Origin of the sequence: Peribacillus sp. RS7 (genome assembly GCF_041956845.1) — a bacterium.
Taxonomy (GTDB): domain Bacteria; phylum Bacillota; class Bacilli; order Bacillales; family DSM-1321; genus Peribacillus.
Genome location: NZ_CP168135.1, coordinates 995,221 through 1,013,066, shown reverse-complemented (window position 1 = coordinate 1,013,066; position 17,846 = coordinate 995,221). Strand labels below are relative to the sequence as shown.

Annotated in this window: 16 protein-coding genes and 1 pseudogene; all 17 read left to right on the top strand. The window is 41.5% G+C overall.

Going from position 1 to position 17,846, the window contains the following annotated elements:
* The first annotated feature begins 10 nt into the window (after positions 1-10).
* The 17 genes and pseudogenes from ACDZ29_RS05235 (at position 11) to ACDZ29_RS05155 (ending at position 17,842) form a co-directional block, all read left to right on the top strand.
* Positions 11-571, top strand: a complete 561-nt coding sequence (locus ACDZ29_RS05235) for an NADPH-dependent FMN reductase (protein WP_289326386.1) — start codon at positions 11-13, stop codon at positions 569-571.
* Positions 572-749: 178 nt separating this feature from the next.
* Positions 750-1,391 carry an isochorismate family cysteine hydrolase YcaC gene (gene ycaC, locus ACDZ29_RS05230; protein ID WP_289314987.1) on the top strand — a complete coding sequence of 214 codons (642 nt, stop codon included), beginning with the start codon at positions 750-752 and terminating at the stop codon, positions 1,389-1,391.
* A 590-nt stretch (positions 1,392-1,981) separates the two neighbouring features.
* Positions 1,982-2,665 carry a hypothetical protein gene (locus ACDZ29_RS05225; RefSeq protein WP_375090203.1) on the top strand — a complete coding sequence of 228 codons (684 nt, stop codon included), beginning with the start codon at positions 1,982-1,984 and terminating at the stop codon, positions 2,663-2,665.
* 340 nt (positions 2,666-3,005) lie between these two features.
* Positions 3,006-5,072 (top strand): transcription antiterminator, encoded by a 2,067-nt coding sequence (locus ACDZ29_RS05220; RefSeq protein WP_370016343.1) that lies wholly within the window; start codon positions 3,006-3,008, stop codon positions 5,070-5,072.
* Entirely contained in the window at positions 5,069-5,335 is a 267-nt protein-coding gene (locus ACDZ29_RS05215) for a PTS sugar transporter subunit IIB (RefSeq protein ID WP_289314989.1), read from the top strand. Before ACDZ29_RS05220 ends, ACDZ29_RS05215 begins: the two co-directional genes overlap by 4 nt.
* Positions 5,336-5,352: 17 nt before the next feature.
* A complete protein-coding gene (locus ACDZ29_RS05210; RefSeq protein ID WP_053347686.1) occupies positions 5,353-5,619 on the top strand; it encodes a PTS sugar transporter subunit IIB in 267 nt (88 codons plus the stop codon).
* Positions 5,620-5,650: 31 nt separating this feature from the next.
* Positions 5,651-6,919 carry a PTS ascorbate transporter subunit IIC gene (locus tag ACDZ29_RS05205; protein ID WP_289314990.1) on the top strand — a complete coding sequence of 423 codons (1,269 nt, stop codon included), beginning with the start codon at positions 5,651-5,653 and terminating at the stop codon, positions 6,917-6,919.
* 118 nt (positions 6,920-7,037) lie between these two features.
* Positions 7,038-7,883, top strand: a complete 846-nt coding sequence (locus tag ACDZ29_RS05200; protein WP_289326383.1) for an HAD family hydrolase — start codon at positions 7,038-7,040, stop codon at positions 7,881-7,883.
* A gap of 834 nt (positions 7,884-8,717) precedes the next feature.
* A complete protein-coding gene (locus tag ACDZ29_RS05195) occupies positions 8,718-9,686 on the top strand; it encodes a Fe(3+) dicitrate ABC transporter substrate-binding protein (RefSeq protein ID WP_375090201.1) in 969 nt (322 codons plus the stop codon).
* Between the two features lie 85 nt (positions 9,687-9,771).
* Complete coding sequence (locus ACDZ29_RS05190) at positions 9,772-10,776, top strand: FecCD family ABC transporter permease (protein ID WP_370016338.1); 1,005 nt, start codon at positions 9,772-9,774, stop codon at positions 10,774-10,776.
* A complete protein-coding gene (locus ACDZ29_RS05185; RefSeq protein ID WP_375090199.1) occupies positions 10,773-11,786 on the top strand; it encodes a FecCD family ABC transporter permease in 1,014 nt (337 codons plus the stop codon). Before ACDZ29_RS05190 ends, ACDZ29_RS05185 begins: the two co-directional genes overlap by 4 nt.
* A gap of 15 nt (positions 11,787-11,801) precedes the next feature.
* Positions 11,802-12,593 carry an ABC transporter ATP-binding protein gene (locus ACDZ29_RS05180; protein WP_370016336.1) on the top strand — a complete coding sequence of 264 codons (792 nt, stop codon included), beginning with the start codon at positions 11,802-11,804 and terminating at the stop codon, positions 12,591-12,593.
* Between the two features lie 205 nt (positions 12,594-12,798).
* Positions 12,799-13,989 (top strand): oxalate decarboxylase family bicupin, encoded by a 1,191-nt coding sequence (locus ACDZ29_RS05175; protein WP_375090197.1) that lies wholly within the window; start codon positions 12,799-12,801, stop codon positions 13,987-13,989.
* 374 nt (positions 13,990-14,363) lie between these two features.
* Positions 14,364-15,353 (top strand): annotated as a pseudogene (locus ACDZ29_RS05170) (zinc-dependent alcohol dehydrogenase family protein).
* Between the two features lie 219 nt (positions 15,354-15,572).
* Positions 15,573-16,883: an amidohydrolase family protein gene (locus ACDZ29_RS05165; protein ID WP_375090195.1), complete on the top strand. Its 1,311-nt coding sequence runs from the start codon at positions 15,573-15,575 to the stop codon at positions 16,881-16,883.
* A gap of 325 nt (positions 16,884-17,208) precedes the next feature.
* On the top strand, positions 17,209-17,451 hold the full coding sequence (locus ACDZ29_RS05160; protein WP_375090194.1) for a hypothetical protein: 243 nt from the start codon (positions 17,209-17,211) through the stop codon (positions 17,449-17,451).
* A 22-nt stretch (positions 17,452-17,473) separates the two neighbouring features.
* Positions 17,474-17,842, top strand: a complete 369-nt coding sequence (locus ACDZ29_RS05155) for a DUF4440 domain-containing protein (RefSeq protein WP_289326374.1) — start codon at positions 17,474-17,476, stop codon at positions 17,840-17,842.
* The last annotated feature ends 4 nt before the right edge of the window (positions 17,843-17,846 follow it).

Genomic DNA, 17,846 nt, shown 5'->3' with positions numbered 1-17,846 from the left:
AGGGAAGTAGATGACTAGAACCATCGGCCTTATTTGTGGCAGTTTACGGGAAAATTCTTATAATCGAATCATTGCTCAATCATTGACAGATATGGTTGATTCTTATCAATTTCGCTGGATCGAAATTAATGATCTTCCTTTGTTTAACGAAGACTTGGAAATGAGTGGGGTTCCAGAAACAGTGACATCATTTAAATCCGCCATTCAGGACGTTGACGGTATCATTATCGTAAGTCCAGAGTACAATTCTGGAATACCAGGCGTATTAAAAAATGCATTGGACTGGGCGTCAAGACCTCGGGAGTCCGCTGTTCTTACCAAAAAACCAGTTGGCCTGATTGGAGCTACTCCTGGGGGATTAGGTACTGCATTTGCTCAAATGCAAATCAGGCAAGTACTTGAAGCGATGCAAGTTCATGTTCTTCCATTTCAAAAAATGCTGATATCGCAAGTGCATAAAAAGATTGATTCTGATCGGAAAGAGCTTACTGATGATCAAACAAAACGTTATCTTGAGCGTTATTTACAACAATTCATTCATTGGATCGATCACACTCCAGTTCTAGATTAATTATCAATAATCAATGATTCTTATTATATATATGATTGACAGGCTATAAGTTTATAGATAAACTTATGAGCAACAGTCAGTTAAGTTATAAACTGATTGAAACCAACGAAGGAGTTGGGGGGAATTTCCCTACATATGAACTTTCTTCGATAGCTTTAATAAAAGGAGGACTTTAAAAATGTCTGATCTCTATTCTCGTCTATCCAAAGATGATGCTGCCGTTCTTCTAGTGGATCATCAAACCGGTCTTATTTCCGGGCTAGTGCGTGATTATGGTGTTGATGAATTCAAGAACAATGTTATGGCTCTTGCCAACACCGCCAAGTTTTTTGATTTGCCAGTTATTTTAACAACAAGCTTTGAAAACGGACCAAACGGACCGCTGATGCAAGAATTGGAAGAACTCTTTCCTCACGCACCAAAAATAGCTCGGCCTGGACAAATTAACGCATGGGATAATGAAGATTTTGTTAAAGCAATCGAAGAAACTGGAAAAAAACAACTTATCATCGCGGGCGTGGTTACAGATGTCTGCGTTGCTTTCCCGGCACTTTCCGCTTTGAAAGCTGGTTATGAAGTATTCGCTGTCACTGATGCTTCTGGAACAGTCAGCAAACAGGTAGCTGATGCGGCATTATCGCGTATGGCACATGGCGGTGTGCAGCTTATGAACTGGTTTAGCGTAGCGTGCGAATTACAACGTGATTGGCGCAACGATGTCGAAGGTTTTGGTGCTTTACTTTCCAGCCAGCTGCCTGGTTATCAAAATATAATCGGAAGCTATAGGGGAGCTCAGCGCAATCTCAGCAAGCAGATTTAGATTGTGTCTTTATCCAAGTTGAATAAGGGAGGGGACATTATGTCCTTCCCGGTTTGTAAACAAAAAGGTTTCGGAATGTTCCCATTCCGAAACCTTTTTGAATTTTTACCGAATTTTAAAGCAGTTATCGAGAATGGTTGTCCTACCCGTTCGTAATCGCAGGTGTTTAATAAGCTGGAGCTTTCAAACAAAAATGAATGTACCATGATTATTCTTCTAAATCTTATTCATTTGAATAGTTAGAGGATCACCTTTGTAAAGTCTTCTCCTTGTTTATCGTTCTTTGAACCATTTTTTTATCATTATGCATTCTCCAATTAATAGACCTACTAGAACACAAGTAATGCCCATAAAATAATCTGGGTTTTCAAATAAAATGTCTGCAAGTATTGTACCAATAAAAATCCCTAAAAGAATAATAATATAAGATTTATATCTAAACCTTAGGTAATTAAACATAAAAATACAATTCCTCACTTTTTTAGTTAGTATATTACATATTATAGTCAAAATGTTTTGAATTTACAAATAATTTAATGTAAAATATATAATTGAAAATATTTTGTAATGAAAAAGAGGAGGTTTTACCTATGGTAAAAAATATTTTAAGTCTATTGGTTGCCTTTGCTATTACTTTTTCATTATTTTCAAGTAGTACTATAGCGTTTGCTTCTCAAGAATATGAAAATGAAGAAATATTGTTTGAAGGAACTAGCGAGGAGCTTCACTTTAATAGTGTTGAAAACGATAACTTCATCATTTCAACAGTTACAGATGCAGAAGGGAATCAGATTACTGAAGTAAAGATTAATAAATTAACAAATCATTTGGAAATTGATGGTGTGAATTTGTCTGAAGAAGAACAAATAGAACTTAATAATTATGTTGAATATGTTAATAATGAATATATTTCCGATAGTGAATACTTCGTCTCAGCAGAAAATGAGGTTCAAGTTATAGAAATGGCCACAGCTAATGCGTGCAAGTATAAAAGTCTGGGGACGTATTATGGAAGTTCAGCTGTACCTAAAATAGGTGTTTCAGCATTTGCAGCATATCTATCTACTATTACGAAAGCTCCTTACAGTTCAGCTTTAGCAGCTGCAAGTGTTGTTGTTGGCGCTGTTTCAAATATATATTACTCTTTGAATGATGCTCAATGCACATCTGGTAAGTACTTATACAACAAAAGAACTGTGAAATTTTTCAAAGACAAGGCACGTAAAATACAAGTAGGAAAAACAAGTGTGAGTTATCAAAAAAGAGCTAAGTAAAATAGTAATCTGGAACAATACTTGTGATTTATAAACAGGTCCTGTTGGCATATTTCTTAATAGTTATAAAAAAGTGGTGGAGTTTAATCTCAAAACTTTCACCACTTTTTTTTTGTTTTAAAGAGTGTGTGCAATTTCATTTTAGTACTGCATAATGCACTTTTAATTCACCCGCTTTTCTACAAGGCAGAATGGTAATTGACCTAGCAAGGATGCGGTATTGTGCACAAATTTATAAAGAGTTTATTATTGTGCAGTACCCATGACAACATTCGGACTTAGAAACGCTATAATTCTAATAAGAAGTGAGATATCGTAGAAGCAGGGAGAGGGATAGAGAATGTTTTTAGATGAAAGAAGCGCCAATTTACTAAAACTATTACAGCATTCGCCCATTTCAAAAATGAAAGAACTTGAAGCCCAAACAGGTCTGACGAGAAGGCAAATACAATATGGTCTGAACAAAGCGAATGACTGGCTCCAATTTCATGGATATCAACCGATTCAATATAATCGTGAACTGGGCTACTCCTTTTCCGAAACAATCAGGGATGAAGAATTGAACGTAAAACTGACAAAACGCAATTATATATTTTCAGAGACAGATAGGGAAAAGGTTTTTTACCTCATGATCCTGTTAAGCCATGAAGAATTGTCCGTCTATCATTTCCAGACAATCACCGGGCTTTCACGAAATACGGTGTTGAAGGATTTAAAAAGGCTTAAGGAGAAAAACAGGGACATAGCGCTCAAAATCCAGTATTCCAAACAAGATGGCTACGTGGTGATTGGGGAAAGCCGGGTAAAGAGATATATCATTGAACGTCTCGTGCATGATGTACTGAACAGTCCCAATAGTGAATTGATCATGGAGTGCATATGGGGAAATCATGAAAAGCAAATCAGCTCAATCCGGTTCCAGCTTGAGGGAATCGAGCGTAAATTAGGCATCACCTTTACGGATGAACGGCTTCATGAACTGAGCTATTTATTTTTATGTACAGATCAGCTCATAGGAAAAGGGGAAGAGTTACAGGCCGACCAGAGCTGGGCTCCATTTGTAGCGACGGAAGAATACAAAATGGTTGAGGAAATGACCATGACGGATGCCTTTCAATCAGTGTGGAGCGAAACGGAAAACTTATACGCAACGTTACATTTACTGAGCATGAATCGAACGAAGGACATTTCCCCTCTTAAGGATGATGAAGTCATTCAACAGCTTTTGCAGGAAATCGTGGAAGAGTTCGAGAGGCTGGCGTTTGTTCACCTGAAAGACAAAGAGCAGCTTTGCCAACAATTATACATTCATTTTAAACCGGCATATCATCGCCTGCGGTATGGTCTCCCGCAAATGAACCCGATGACGGGACGGGTTCAGAAAGTATATCCTGAACTGCATCATTTGACAAAAAAATCCCTGTGGGTGTTGGAGAAAGAGATTGGCTGTCCAGTATCAGAAGAGGAAGTGGCATACTTCACGATCTATTTTGGCGGATGGCTGCGCAGGCAAGGGACCACATTGGATGATCGAAAACGGGCCATTGTCGTATGCCCGAATGGTATCGGCATCAGCAATATCCTCATTTATACATTGAGGGAATTATTTCCGGATATTTTGTTCCTGGATGTTCTGTCAGTAAGGAATGCGGCAGAATACCCATTGTCGTACGACCTTGTTTTTTCAACGGTGCATATGAGAACGAAAGCGGCCTTATTCGTTGTACCGCCCATTTTGGAAATGCAGGATAAACATACTTTGCGCCAGCAGGTCATGCAGGAATTGTATGGATATACAACGGAAAGTGTGGATGTTGCAGCATTATTAAAAATCATTTCCAAGCATGCGACAATCCATGAACCGGATCAGCTTGAAAAGGCACTGCAGTCGAATGTGTTTACTCACACGCCAAAAGTAACCCAATTTTCTTTAAAGGAGGCAGAGAAGCCTGTGTTAGAAGAACTGCTCAATATGCAAACGATTCAATTACAGCCGCATGTTTCCAATTGGAAAGAAGGCATTCAAGTCGCGGCCAAGCCTCTCGTGGACTTAGGAACCGTCGAAGAACGATATGTGGATGCAATGATCGAGGCCATAGAAACGAATGGCCCATATGTAGTGATAACGCCTGGAGTGGCGATTCCCCATGCACGTCCGGAGCAGGGGGTAAGATCTTTATCCATGAGTTTGCTGAAATTGGATGAAGCCGTGGACTTTGGGCCGGATAAACCGGTTCGCCTGATTATCATTTTGGCAGCCGTAGATAACGATTCGCATTTGCGGGCATTGATCCAGCTCACTCAATTATTGAATGAACCAGCCAATATAGAGGAAATCTTACGCACTTCAGATAAATCGCTCCTTATGGAGTACGTTCATAAATATTCGAAGGAGGAAACGGAATGAAAATCATGGTAGTATGCGGAAACGGATTGGGCAGCAGCTTCATCATGGAAATGAATGTGAAGAAAGCATTGACGGAAATGGGAAAAACGGCCGAGGTGGATCATACGGATCTTACATCCGCAAAAACGGTTCAGGCGGATATCTTCCTGGGAGCGGCGGATATTGTCGGTCAGCTGGATGATGGAACCCGGACGATCGTCACACTGGAAAACATGATGAGCATCCCTGAAATCAAATCTAAATTAGACAAGCATGTAGGATAAAAAAAGGAGAGATTGATATGAAGAAAATCATGGTAGTATGCGGAAACGGATTGGGCAGCAGCTTCATCATGGAGATGAATGTGAAGAAAGCATTGACGGAAATGGGAAAAACGGCCGAGGTGGATCATACGGATCTTACATCCGCAAAAACGGTTCAGGCAGATATTTTCCTGGGAGCGGCGGATATTGTCGGTCAGCTGGATGATGGAACCCGGACGATCGTCACGCTGGAAAACATGATGAGCATCCCTGAAATCACATCGAAATTAGCGTCACATCTATAACAAGAAAACTTAAAAAAGAGGGGGAGAGGCAATGCTGGAACTTATCATGAATGACATCTTGGGTACACCTTCCATACTAGTGGGGCTGTTTGCTCTCATTGGCCTGCTGTTACAGCGGAAATCCAGTGCGGATGTTGTATCTGGAACGTTAAAAACAGTCATGGGTTTCATTATCATTGGAGCGGGAGCGGCAGTGCTCATCGGCGCCCTTGATATATTCAGTAAAATGTTCGATCATGCATTCAATGTACAAGGCGTCATACCGAATAACGAAGCCATTGTCGCAGCCGCCCAAAGTGATTTTGGGACCTCGACTGCACTTATCATGGTTTTTGGTATGGTCGTCAATGTATTGCTAGCTCGGTTTACGCCATTTAAATATATATTCTTAACGGGGCACCATACCTTATTCATGGCTTGTTTACTTGCAGTCACCCTATCGGTCGGCGGGCTTGACGGATTTCCGCTTATCTTGGTCGGTTCCATTCTATTGGGGGTATGCATGGTGATGTTCCCAGCCCTCCTTCAGCCATACGTACGGAAGATCACCGGAAGCGATGATTTTGCCATCGGCCACTTCGGGACCATCGGATATTTTGTATCCGCGACTGTTGGAAAATGGTTTGGGAATAAGGAGAAGACGACCGAGCAGATCAAGGTTCCTAAATCTTTAGGATTCCTGAGGGACACATCAGTCGCCGTATCGCTTACGATGACGTTGTTCTTCGTGATCGTCGCATTGTTTGCCGGACAGAACTATATTGAAACGGAATTATCCGGCGGCTCGAACTTCATCGTATTTTCTTTCATCCAGGCGATAACATTTGCAGCAGGGGTCTACATCATCCTTGCAGGGGTACGGATGTTAATTGCTGAAATCGTCCCTGCATTCAAAGGGATTGCTGATAAAGTGGCACCGAATACAAAACCTGCATTGGATTGCCCGACCATCTTTCCTTTCGCTCCAAATGCAGTGATCATCGGATTCCTATTCAGTTTCCTGGCTGGCCTATTATCCATGTTCCTCCTTCCGGCAATCGGATTGAAAGTCATCGTTCCGGGGCTCGTACCGCATTTCTTTACCGGAGCGGCAGCAGGTGTTTTTGGAAATGCCACAGGCGGCAGACGCGGTGCGATGCTAGGATCATTTGCCAACGGGCTCATCATTAGTTTCCTGCCGGCGATACTCCTGGTCTTCTTGGGGGATGTAGGTTTTGAAGGAACCACATTTGGTGATTCGGACTTCGGCGTGGTCGGTCTCTTCATCCTAAGTGTCATGAAACTTTTAGGATTATCCTAAACTGTTATACTGATAAGGTACATGAAAAAAAATAAATCAATGAAACCAACAGCCTAAGATCTTTTTGATAATGGGCTGTTGGCATTTTCATATCATTCGGATTTTAGAGGTGATTTGCATGACTAACAAGGCAATTGTGCTGGATTTGGATGGCACGACATTGAACGAAATGAATAAGGTGAATGAGACGCTGGAACAGTACATAGGCGAACTTAGGGAAAGAGGTAAGCTGATTTTCATTGCAACAGGAAGAACGCTGGAAGAAGTGAGGGACGTTTTGCCGTCTGGCATGGAAGCCGATGGAATGGTGACAGCCAATGGAATGTCCGTATTCATCGGAAAGGAACAGATTGTCGAACACGCCCTGTCGCCGGAACTTGTGGAAGAATTGGTCGCCAAAGCAGGAGCTGGAGAGATTTTTTACGAAGTGCATCCGAACGCTGGAACACGGATGGCATTACTTAAAGATAAAGACTATATGGTTAAACAAGGCTTGGTGCCAAAGCCCGAGACAGTCGATGAAAATGAATGGCTATCAAGACAGGATGCAGTGGATGACAAAATAAGATGGTCAGAACAAATGGATATAAGCAGCGTCGCCAAAATCTACTTTTTCAGCAATGAAATGAATACCATTCGAAAATGGAAAGCGGATTTGGGGAAAATCAAGCAATACAATGCCTTCACAACAGCTTCCTCCACCCATCACAATGTAGAAGTGACAGTGGAAGGCGTCTCAAAAGCAACAGGGGTCCAACTATTACTGAAGCATTTCCAGCTAGCACCGGAAAATATCCTGGCAGTGGGCGATGGTGAAAATGACCTCCCCCTATTTAAACTCGCAGGACATTGCGTTGCCATGAAAAACGCCACTGACCTGGTCAAAGAACAAGCCGATGAAGTGACGGAGCATTCATACAGAGAAGATGGACTGTATCGATTTTTGAAGGGAAAGTTTCACTAAATAACCTGGAAAGCAAAGAAGATCCAATCTTGTTTGTGAAATTTGCACGTTGATTGGAACGTAGGTCACTCGCTTTCTGCGGGCGGTCCGCCCTCGGCGCCTTTGCGCCTGCGGGGTCTCCCTTGGACGCGCTATCCCAGCAGGAGTCCCGCACCTTCCGTTCCAATCAACTTTGTTTTAGATGTAACTTCTTTTGTCTGCAAAATCGATAATAATTGGTCAATAAAAGGGGGTTCGGAAGGGCCTCAACCCGACCCATGATAGTAAAGCAAGACTAGATAATCCTTAATGATTTTTTACTATTTTATGAAACCCTCAATGGATTAAGAGTGCGACACTCCTGCCGAAAAACTGGCTAGCCGAGACCCCACAGACGATTCCTTTGATGCTGCTTGGCAGACAGTCGGCGGAAAGGATGCGGATTTCTGGGATCAAGTGAATCATTCTTATAATAAACTCCACCTCCATAAAACCCTCAAAAGGGGAAGCTTCAAAAGAAGTATTTCCTATTGAGGAAATGCTGATGGAAAGAAAATGAGGACATACATTGATCAAAAGAGCAGACCTTAACGGGTCTGCTTTTTTTACTTTTGTTAATGTTCAACTTCAAGCCCTTGCCGAAACGGTACTTCAACTTACTTCACGTAATCAATAAAATGCATGCAGGTTGCCTTAATGGCCATAATGATTTTTATTCACAAAATTTTATTAATATTGACGCTATCAATCGATGACTTTATCATAACAACAGGATAATGATAATCATTTTCAATTATGAATGTATTCGTTGGATAAGAAGTTAAATAGATATAGATGAGAGAAAGGGTGCAAAAAATGAGAGAATCTAAAAAAGTAAGAACATTTGGGGGAGGAGCATTAATCCTGTTATTTACGATTATGATGATTTTATCAGGATGTAATAATTCTCAAAAAACAACAGAAGCAGATAAGACATCTGCCGAAACAAAGAATCAAGAAATAAGGACGATTAAGCATGAAATGGGAGAAACGGAAATTAAAAATACTCCTAAAAAAATAGTTACCCTTGAGTTATCTTTCGTTGATTCTCTAAATGCTCTAGGAATAAAACCTATTGGGATTTCAGATGACAACAAAAAAGATATGATTACAAAACTTGTAGGTCAAGAAATGGATTATACTTCAGTGGGAACACGTGAACAGCCTAATTTAGAGGTTATCAGTTCATTACAGCCGGATTTAATCATTGCAGATGCTGAGCGGCATAAAGGTATTTATAAAGATTTACAGCAGATCGCTCCTACCGTTGTCTTAAAAAGTCGGGAATCTACCTATCAAGAAAACTTGGATTCTTTCAAAACGATTGCAAAAGCAGTAAATCAGGAAGAGGCTGCAGATAAAAGATTAAACGAGCATGAAAAAACGATCAAAGAACTTAAATCAAAGCTAACAGTTAATTCAAATATGACGGTTTTACCTGCTGTTGTACGGGATACTTCATTCCAAGCTCATACTTCTTCTTCTTATGATGGAGAATTGCTTGAACGAATGGGATTGAAAAATGCCATTCAGCAAGACCAACCACATGCTGAGATGAATCTGGAGCAACTTGTCGAGATTAATCCGGATGTGCTGCTTTTGGCGAACAATGAGGGTAAGTTACTTACTGATGAGTGGAAAGACAACCCTCTTTGGAAAGACCTAAAGGCTGTAAAAAACAAACAAGTTTATAGTGTTGATCGGGATTTATGGACAAGATACCGTGGTGTTGTATCCGCAGAGGCCATTGCTAAAGACACCTTAAACATGCTTGGTAACGAATAAGGAACAAAAGCGAAGTAAGAGATCCAATTCTTACTTCTCTTTCTATTAGTATGAAAATCTTGTTAGGAAGTGTGTTGTATAGTCAATGGAGACCTTAGTTAGAAGTAAAATGAAAGTGTATTGTACAGCTGTAGCCGGAATCGTTTTGTTAATTTTGGGAGTCCTAACAAGTATTTCTGTGGGCGCGGCCGACATAAATTTAGCAATGGTTTTGAAGTCCTTTTTTGAGATGGACTCGTCAAAAGAACAGGTTATTATAAGGACTCTTCGTTTACCTCGGGCTTTGGTTGGAGCATTGGTCGGTGCTAATTTAGCGGTGGCGGGTGCTCTCATGCAGGCTATCACCCGGAATTCATTAGCTTCTCCACAAGTATTTGGTGTTAATGCCGGTGCGTCATTTTTTATTGTTTCAGCTTTTGTTTTCTTTCCTAACCTTTCTTCCGTCTCTCTAGTTTGCGTTGCATTCATTGGTGCAGCAGTGGGAGGGATGGCAGTCTATTCTTTTGCTTCGGGAGGGGGAATGACCCAAGTGAAGCTGGCATTGGCGGGAATGGCTGTTCACTTTTTTTTATCTTCTTTAACGCAAGGCATGATCATCTTTAATGAACAAGCGAAAGATGTGCTCTATTGGTTAGTCGGATCTATTAATGGGAAAACATGGGCGCACGTTAACATGATTCTTCCTTGGTCTCTTTTTGGGCTATTTGTCGCTGTCTTGTTCTCTCGATCTGTTTCCGTCCTTGTACTAGGAGAAAATATGGCGCAAGGACTTGGGCAACGGGTGTACCGAATCCGTATTTTAGCAGGAATATTGGTCATTATTTTGGCAGGATCTTCGGTTGCCGTCGCAGGCCCAGTGGGCTTTGTTGGTTTGATTATTCCTCATATCGTCAGGAGGCTGGTGGGGGGAGATTATCGAAGAATCATCCCTTTTTCTGCATTATTCGGCGCTTTACTCTTAGTTTATGCAGATATTATCGCCCGGTTTATCGCTTATCCTTTTGAATCGCCAGTAGGAATTGTAACAGCTATAATCGGTGCGCCATTCTTCCTTTATTTAGCGAAGAGAGGGAGGAATATTAAGCAATGAAACTTAGTCGAAAATCCGTGTTGAAACCCAAATTTCACCCTTATTCGATTCTCCTTATGCTTATGGTAATCATGCTGATTTTATCAATGGTGAGCCTGGGATTAGGGGCCATTTACATCTCACCTTTGGAAATCATCCAAAATTTCCTTGGAAATGGCATGCAAAGTCAGGCATTCATACTGCACAACTACCGGATACCCCGTATTTTGATTGCCGTGATAGTGGGTGCCGGATTGGCAACGGCTGGAGCCATTCTGCAAGGGGTCCTTCGAAATCCATTGGCTTCTCCCGATGTGATTGGGGTAACAAAAGGTGCCGGATTGGCAGCTGTTATCGTCATTGTTTTATTTCCGCAATCGCCAATCATCATTTTACCCCTTTCAGCTTTTATCGGAGCAGCGGTCATGGCGGCAATTTTGATGATATTTGTTTATAAAAAAGGGGCTCAACCAAATACAATAGCTTTGGTGGGAATTGCTTTAGGGGCAATATGTCAAGCAGGCATAGAGTATTTCATGGTCAAGTTCCCGGATGATGTGAATACGACTCTCTTGTGGTTAACAGGGAGTCTATGGGGAAGAGGATGGGATCAAGTATTCATTTTGCTTCCATGTCTAGTTCTTGTCCCGGTATTAATTGCATTAACTTCTAAAATGGATGTACTGAGCCTTGGAGACGAAATAGCTACAGGTCTCGGTGAAAGATCAAAATTACTGCGTTATATTTTACTAGGTGTTTCTGTCATTTTAATTGGAGTCTGTGTAGCTGCGGTTGGTTCTATCGGATTTATTGGTTTAATCGCCCCCCATATTGCCCGTAGAGTGGTTGGATCTAAATTCAAGGTTTTACTTCCTGCTTCAGCGCTCTTTGGTTCTATCTTTCTACTCGTTGCTGATAGCTTGGGCAGAGGATTATTCCCTCCAATAGAAATACCCGCCGGAATTATCACTGCGGTGATTGGGGTGCCATACTTTTTATATCTATTACGTCGTGAACGAAAAATAACATAAGGAAGGCTGGCGATCATGACAACATTATCAGCAGAGCATCTTTCTCTCTCTTATGGATCAACTCAAATCATTGATAATATCGATTTAGAAATTCCTGAAGGTAAAATCAGTATAATCATAGGTTCCAATGGTTGTGGCAAATCTACCATCTTACGGTCTCTAGCTAGATTATTAATACCTCAGCAAGGCACGATCTATTTAGATGGAAAGGCTATTCATCAACAATCTTCCAAGGAAGTTGCGAAGAAATTGGCTATTTTACCGCAAGCTCCGGAAGCTCCGGAAGATATAACCGTTAAAGATTTATGTTATTATGGCAGGCATCCACACAAAGGCTTGTTTTCCAGACAAACTCCAGAAGATCATGCCATTGTTGACCGTGCTTTATCTGCAACGAAAATGACTGAATTTGCTGATCGTACATTGGATGCCTTATCTGGAGGACAAAGGCAAAGAGCATGGATTTCGATGGCTTTAGTACAAGAAACCGACCTTCTACTGTTAGATGAACCGACAACCTATCTAGACTTAGCACATCAAATTGAAATATTGGAATTACTGCGCGATTTAAACGTAACTTATGGGCGCACGATTGTCATGGTTCTACATGATTTAAATCAAGCGGCACAGTATGCGGATCATCTGATTAGCATCGTTAAGGGGAAAATCTATAAAGAGGGACCGCCTGAAAAGGTCTTTACAAAAGAGATGATCAAGGACGTCTTTAGACTGGAATGCTGTATTATTGAAAATCCAGTTGATCAAACGCCTCTATGCATTCCAATTGGTTTATCTCAAGATCATTAGAAGCAGTTTCTTCCCTATTAATATAGATCAAGACGTTAGCGGTAGATTTTTATATTAATCCAACCAATATTAAATGAGGCATTCCTTCAAAAGGGGATGCCTTTTGTTTTTTCTCAATAGGCACAGTGACATACATTCGAAGCCTAAATCATAAGACTACTATAAAGGCTTATCCCTTTATAATGCCAAAAAGAGGTGCTTTTTGATGGAAAAACGAACTATTAATCAAGTGGACGGGTATGTGCCACAGCCTATCCGAAGTGATGGAGCCGGAGCGATTGACTCTGGCCCGCGAAATATTATGCGGGATCTTCAAAATCCAAATATGCTCGTCCCGCCTATCACAGATGCAGGCTTGCTTCCTAACTTGAAATTCTCGTTCTCAGACACTTCAATGACATTAAATCACGGGGGATGGTCAAGGGAGATCACCGCAAGGGAACTTCCGATTGCGACCACACTTGCGGGAGTGAATATGAGCTTAACGGCAGGAGGAGTACGTGAACTCCATTGGCATCAAGAAGCAGAGTGGTCTTATATGCTGTTAGGACGGGCACGCATAACCTCGGTTGACCAAGAAGGACGAAATTTCATTGCCGACGTCGGCCCAGGCGATCTTTGGTACTTTCCACCAGGAATCCCACATTCGATTCAAGGGTTGGAACATTGCGAATTTTTGCTCGTCTTCGATGACGGAAACTTTTCCGATCTTAACACCTTATCCATCTCAGATTGGTTTGCACACACTCCAAAAGATGTTCTGTCGGCCAATTTCGGCGTTCCAGAGAGTGCCTTTGACTCCATTCCTTCAGATCAGGTCTATATCTATCAGGGAAAGGTACCCGGTTCACTGGAAAGTCAGGAAGTCCAGTCACCTTACGGAGAAGTTCCTTTAACCTTTAAGCACGAGCTGTTGAAACAAACACCAATCAAGACCCCTGGTGGAAGCGTGCGAATTGTGGACTCTTCTAACTTCCCTATTTCAAAAACAATCGCCGCGGCACTCGTTGAGATTGAGCCGGGTGGAATGAGAGAACTTCATTGGCATCCCAATAACGACGAGTGGCAGTATTACCTTACTGGACAAGGGCGCATGACAGTATTTACTGGAAACGGTATAGCTCGTACATTAGATTATAGAGCAGGTGATGTCGGATATGTCCCCTTTGCTACTGGGCACTATATTCAGAACACCGGTACCGAAACGTTATGGTTTTTAGAAATGTTCAAAAGCAATCGCTTTGTAGACGTATCTCTAAACCAGTGGATGGCACTGACTCCTAAAGAGCTAGTTCAAAGCAACTTGAATGTTGGATCAGAATTGCTCGATTCACTACGCAAGGAGAAATGGCCTGTTGTGAAATATCCCGGGTTTCCTACTAAAATGCCGGATTAAACTGATAGGGGTTTCCTACTAAAATGCCGGATTAAACTGATAGGGGTTTCCTACTAAAATGCCGGATTAAACTGATAGGGGTTTTATATTAGAAAAGTTATGATTAGGTTCTTATTTAACAAAAGAATTTTTTACTTCAAAACCTGGGTTGCTGCGGCAACCTTTTTTTTATGGAACGAAAGGGGCAGGTCAATTGAAGGTGAAAAGGAATTATAATAATAAAACGGAATGCTTAATTAGAAGTGATTAAAACGTGGAAAACCACAATACATTAAATCCAGAGTTAACAGCTCTTTAAGTTTTTTAGAATACTGGCCAGGTTCAGTTTAAATGATAAAATAGATAGACTTATACATAAAAGGAGACTTATTATTTTGGAAGCCAAATGTGTTACATTCTATGAGTTTGGGAATCCGCAAAAGGTTTTAAAAGTTGAAAATAAATTTATCCAAAGACCTTTCGAGGGGGAAGTCCTCGTTCGGATGACCACACGTCCCATTAACCCGTCTGACTTGCTGCCCATTCGCGGTGCCTATTCCCACCGAATTCCCTTGCCTGCCATACCTGGTTATGAAGGTGTCGGCATTGTAGAAGAGGTGGGTCCATCGGTTTCGAAAGAGCTGATAGGCAAGCGTGTACTGCCTTTGCGTGGTGAAGGGACCTGACAGGATTATGTTAAAGCATCTGCGGAGCTGGCCATCGTCATTCCTGATTCGATCGAGGACCATATAGCAGCGCAATTATATATAAATCCGATAACCGCGTGGCTAATAATCACAGAAGTATTAGCATTGAAACCGGATGATGTATTACTCGTAAATGCTTGCGGATCTTCCATTGGCCGTTTATTTGCCCAGTTATCCAGAATTCTTGGTTTTAAGCTGATTGCTGTAACGAGAAACGATAAGTATACGGAAGAACTGCATGAACTTGGTGCTGCATATGTAATCGATACGTCCCAATCATCCTTGCATGATACCGTGATGGAATGGACGAATGGGCGCGGAGCGAATGCGGCCATAGATTCAGTGGGCGGCATTGATGGTTCAGAGCTAGCTTTTTGTGTTCGGCCTAACGGCATCTTATTAACGATTGGTCTTTTATCAGGACAATCTGTAAATTGGGCGGAAATTTCACAAAGGACAAAAGTGAATGTTAAAATGTTTCATCTTCGCCATTGGAATCAGCAGGCTTCCGTTCAAACCTGGCATGAAACGTTTAACCTTTTGATGGGTTTCATTGCTGATGAAAGATTGATGTTCATGAAGCCGGATTCCTACTACGGCCTTCAAGATGTGCAAGAAGCCATTCGTATTACCGAAACCCCTGTGGGCAATAGAGGGAAGATTTTTTTAAGCAGCTGATTTGCCTGCTGAATTTGCAATGGACATTTCTATGTGGTTTGCTGATTGAACGGACATATTGAAGGAAGCATTCATCTTGAAGCTCTTCCAATAGGTTCCTAAGGTAAATGGAAATGTCCCCTGATAATATGGAATTACTTGATTACCTGTAAGATGCTAGTTTAGAATGCGGAATAGAAACATGTTGATACATGATACGACTTTGGAGGAAATACTTATATGAAAACGATATATATGAATGCTACCTTTTTTACTATGGATAAAGAAAATCAAATCTTTGAAAACGGGATGATGATTGTACAAGATCAAACCATATCCTACATCGGCCAGCACTCTGAAGAACAATTGGCAGATGCTGATCAAGTGGTCAACCTTGGCGGGAAATGGATTATGCCAGGCCTTGTGAATGCCCATTCGCATATTGTGATGACCCTTTTACGCGGAATCGGGGACGACATGCTGCTGAAGCCGTGGCTTGAAACGAAAATATGGCCGATTGAAAGCCAGTTTACAACGGAAATCGCCTCTGTAAGTTCTCAGCTTGGCCTTATGGAAATGATGAAATCAGGAACTACGACATTTTCGGATATGTTTAATCCTAATGGAATAGATGCGGGTGCTGTCATGGAGACGATAGGCGAAACGGGAATGCGCGGAGCCTTCTCTTACACAATTTTCAGCTTGGGTACGGAAAAAGACCAAAAAGCGAACCTCATGGGGGCTGAGCAGTTTTCAAAAAACTATAAAACGTTTGCCGATGGCCGCCTAACCACCATGGTCGCGCCACACAGCCCTTATGCCTGTACACCTGAGGCGATTATGGAAAGTGCACGGATTGCAAAAGAGAATGATTTAATGGTGCACATTCACGTATCGGAAACGGACTTTGAAATCCTCGACATCGAAAAACGTTACGGATTCCGTCCTGTCGAGCACCTTCGCCGTTTAGGACTGTTCGATCAGCCTACCGTGATGGCCCATGGTGTGGTTCTCAATGATGAAGAGCGGGCGATACTAAAACAGCATGACGTTCGGGTTGCCCATAATCCAATCAGTAACCTGAAGCTCGGATCTGGAATAGCAGATGTCGTCAGCCTCCTTGATGCAGGCATTAAAGTTGGGGTTGCAACAGACGGCGTCGCCTCGAATAACAACTTCGATATGTTCGAGGAAATAAGGACAGCTGCATTACTACAAAAAGGAATCTATAAGGATGCCACTAAATTCCCTGCACAAACGGCACTCGCCATGGCCACCAGAATGGGTGCAGAAGCGATCGGCATGGGTCATACGGGATTACTTGAAGCTGGTAAAAAAGCAGACTTCATCACCATTTACCCATATAACAAAGAACATCTGCAGCCACTGAGTGAAGCCTATTCGCACCTGCTTTATGCAGCACGCGGAAATGATGTATGTGATGTATACATTGATGGCAAAATGGTCGTGAAAGATGGCCGCTGCTTAACGATCGATGAAGAAAAAGTGATTGCCGAAACGAATCGGCTGCAGGGGACACTATCACGATAAACATGAACGGATGCACGAAAAAAGGAGCTGTCATTGCAGCTCCTTTTTTTTATGGATTCAATGATAAAAATGGGATGTAGGACGAATTATTTTGATGTAGGACGGAATAAATGGGGTGTAGGTCGAACTAAACTGATGTAGGTCGAAATAATCCGGTTTAGGACGAAATAAGTCGATTGTAGGTCGAATTAATCCATTTTGAGGACCATATTATTCGGTTTAGCAAGGAATAATTCGTATCGAATGCAGTTTAAAAAGGAATTACCGCAATTATTGTGGAATAAATTGTTCTTAACACTTAGAAATCCGCCATGAGTCCAGTTTCTTGGAAATATGGAAACAAATTAAGCCAGTTGAAAATATTAATAAGAAAATAGGTATGGCAAAAACGGTTAAAAACGAAAAAATGCTGCTGACCGCAAATATTAACCAACTGGTAATCAGCAAGCAGCTGGAAAAAAAATCTTTGACAGCATGGATCATGAATTCACCACCGTATGAAAGTCTTTGTATGAATTATACACCATTTTCCAATCGTATTGAGAAGCAGTCAACTCGAGGAAAGTAGTTGAAAAAGGAGGACAAGATGAATGGAAAGTGATTCTTCGTTGTTAAAAGAGCATTTGTATCAGCTGGAGGAGAAATTGTTAAAATCTGAAATCCGTACATCTCCAGAAGAGCTTTCATTATTATTGAAAGATGATTTCTTTGAGTTTGGCAGTTCGGGTAATATATGGACTAAAAGCGATTTTGTGGGGGAAGAGGGAGCCGGTGCGGTGAAAATGACCTTAAGTCAATTTGACATGCATCAATTGTCAGAGGATACCGTGTTAACTACGTACCGGATTTTTGATGAAAGTAAAGCGGAACATACCTTAAGAAGTTCAATCTGGAAATGTACGAATGGAAGATGGCAAATGTTTTTTCATCAAGGCACAAAAACGAAAGGGCCTCTTTAAGCCT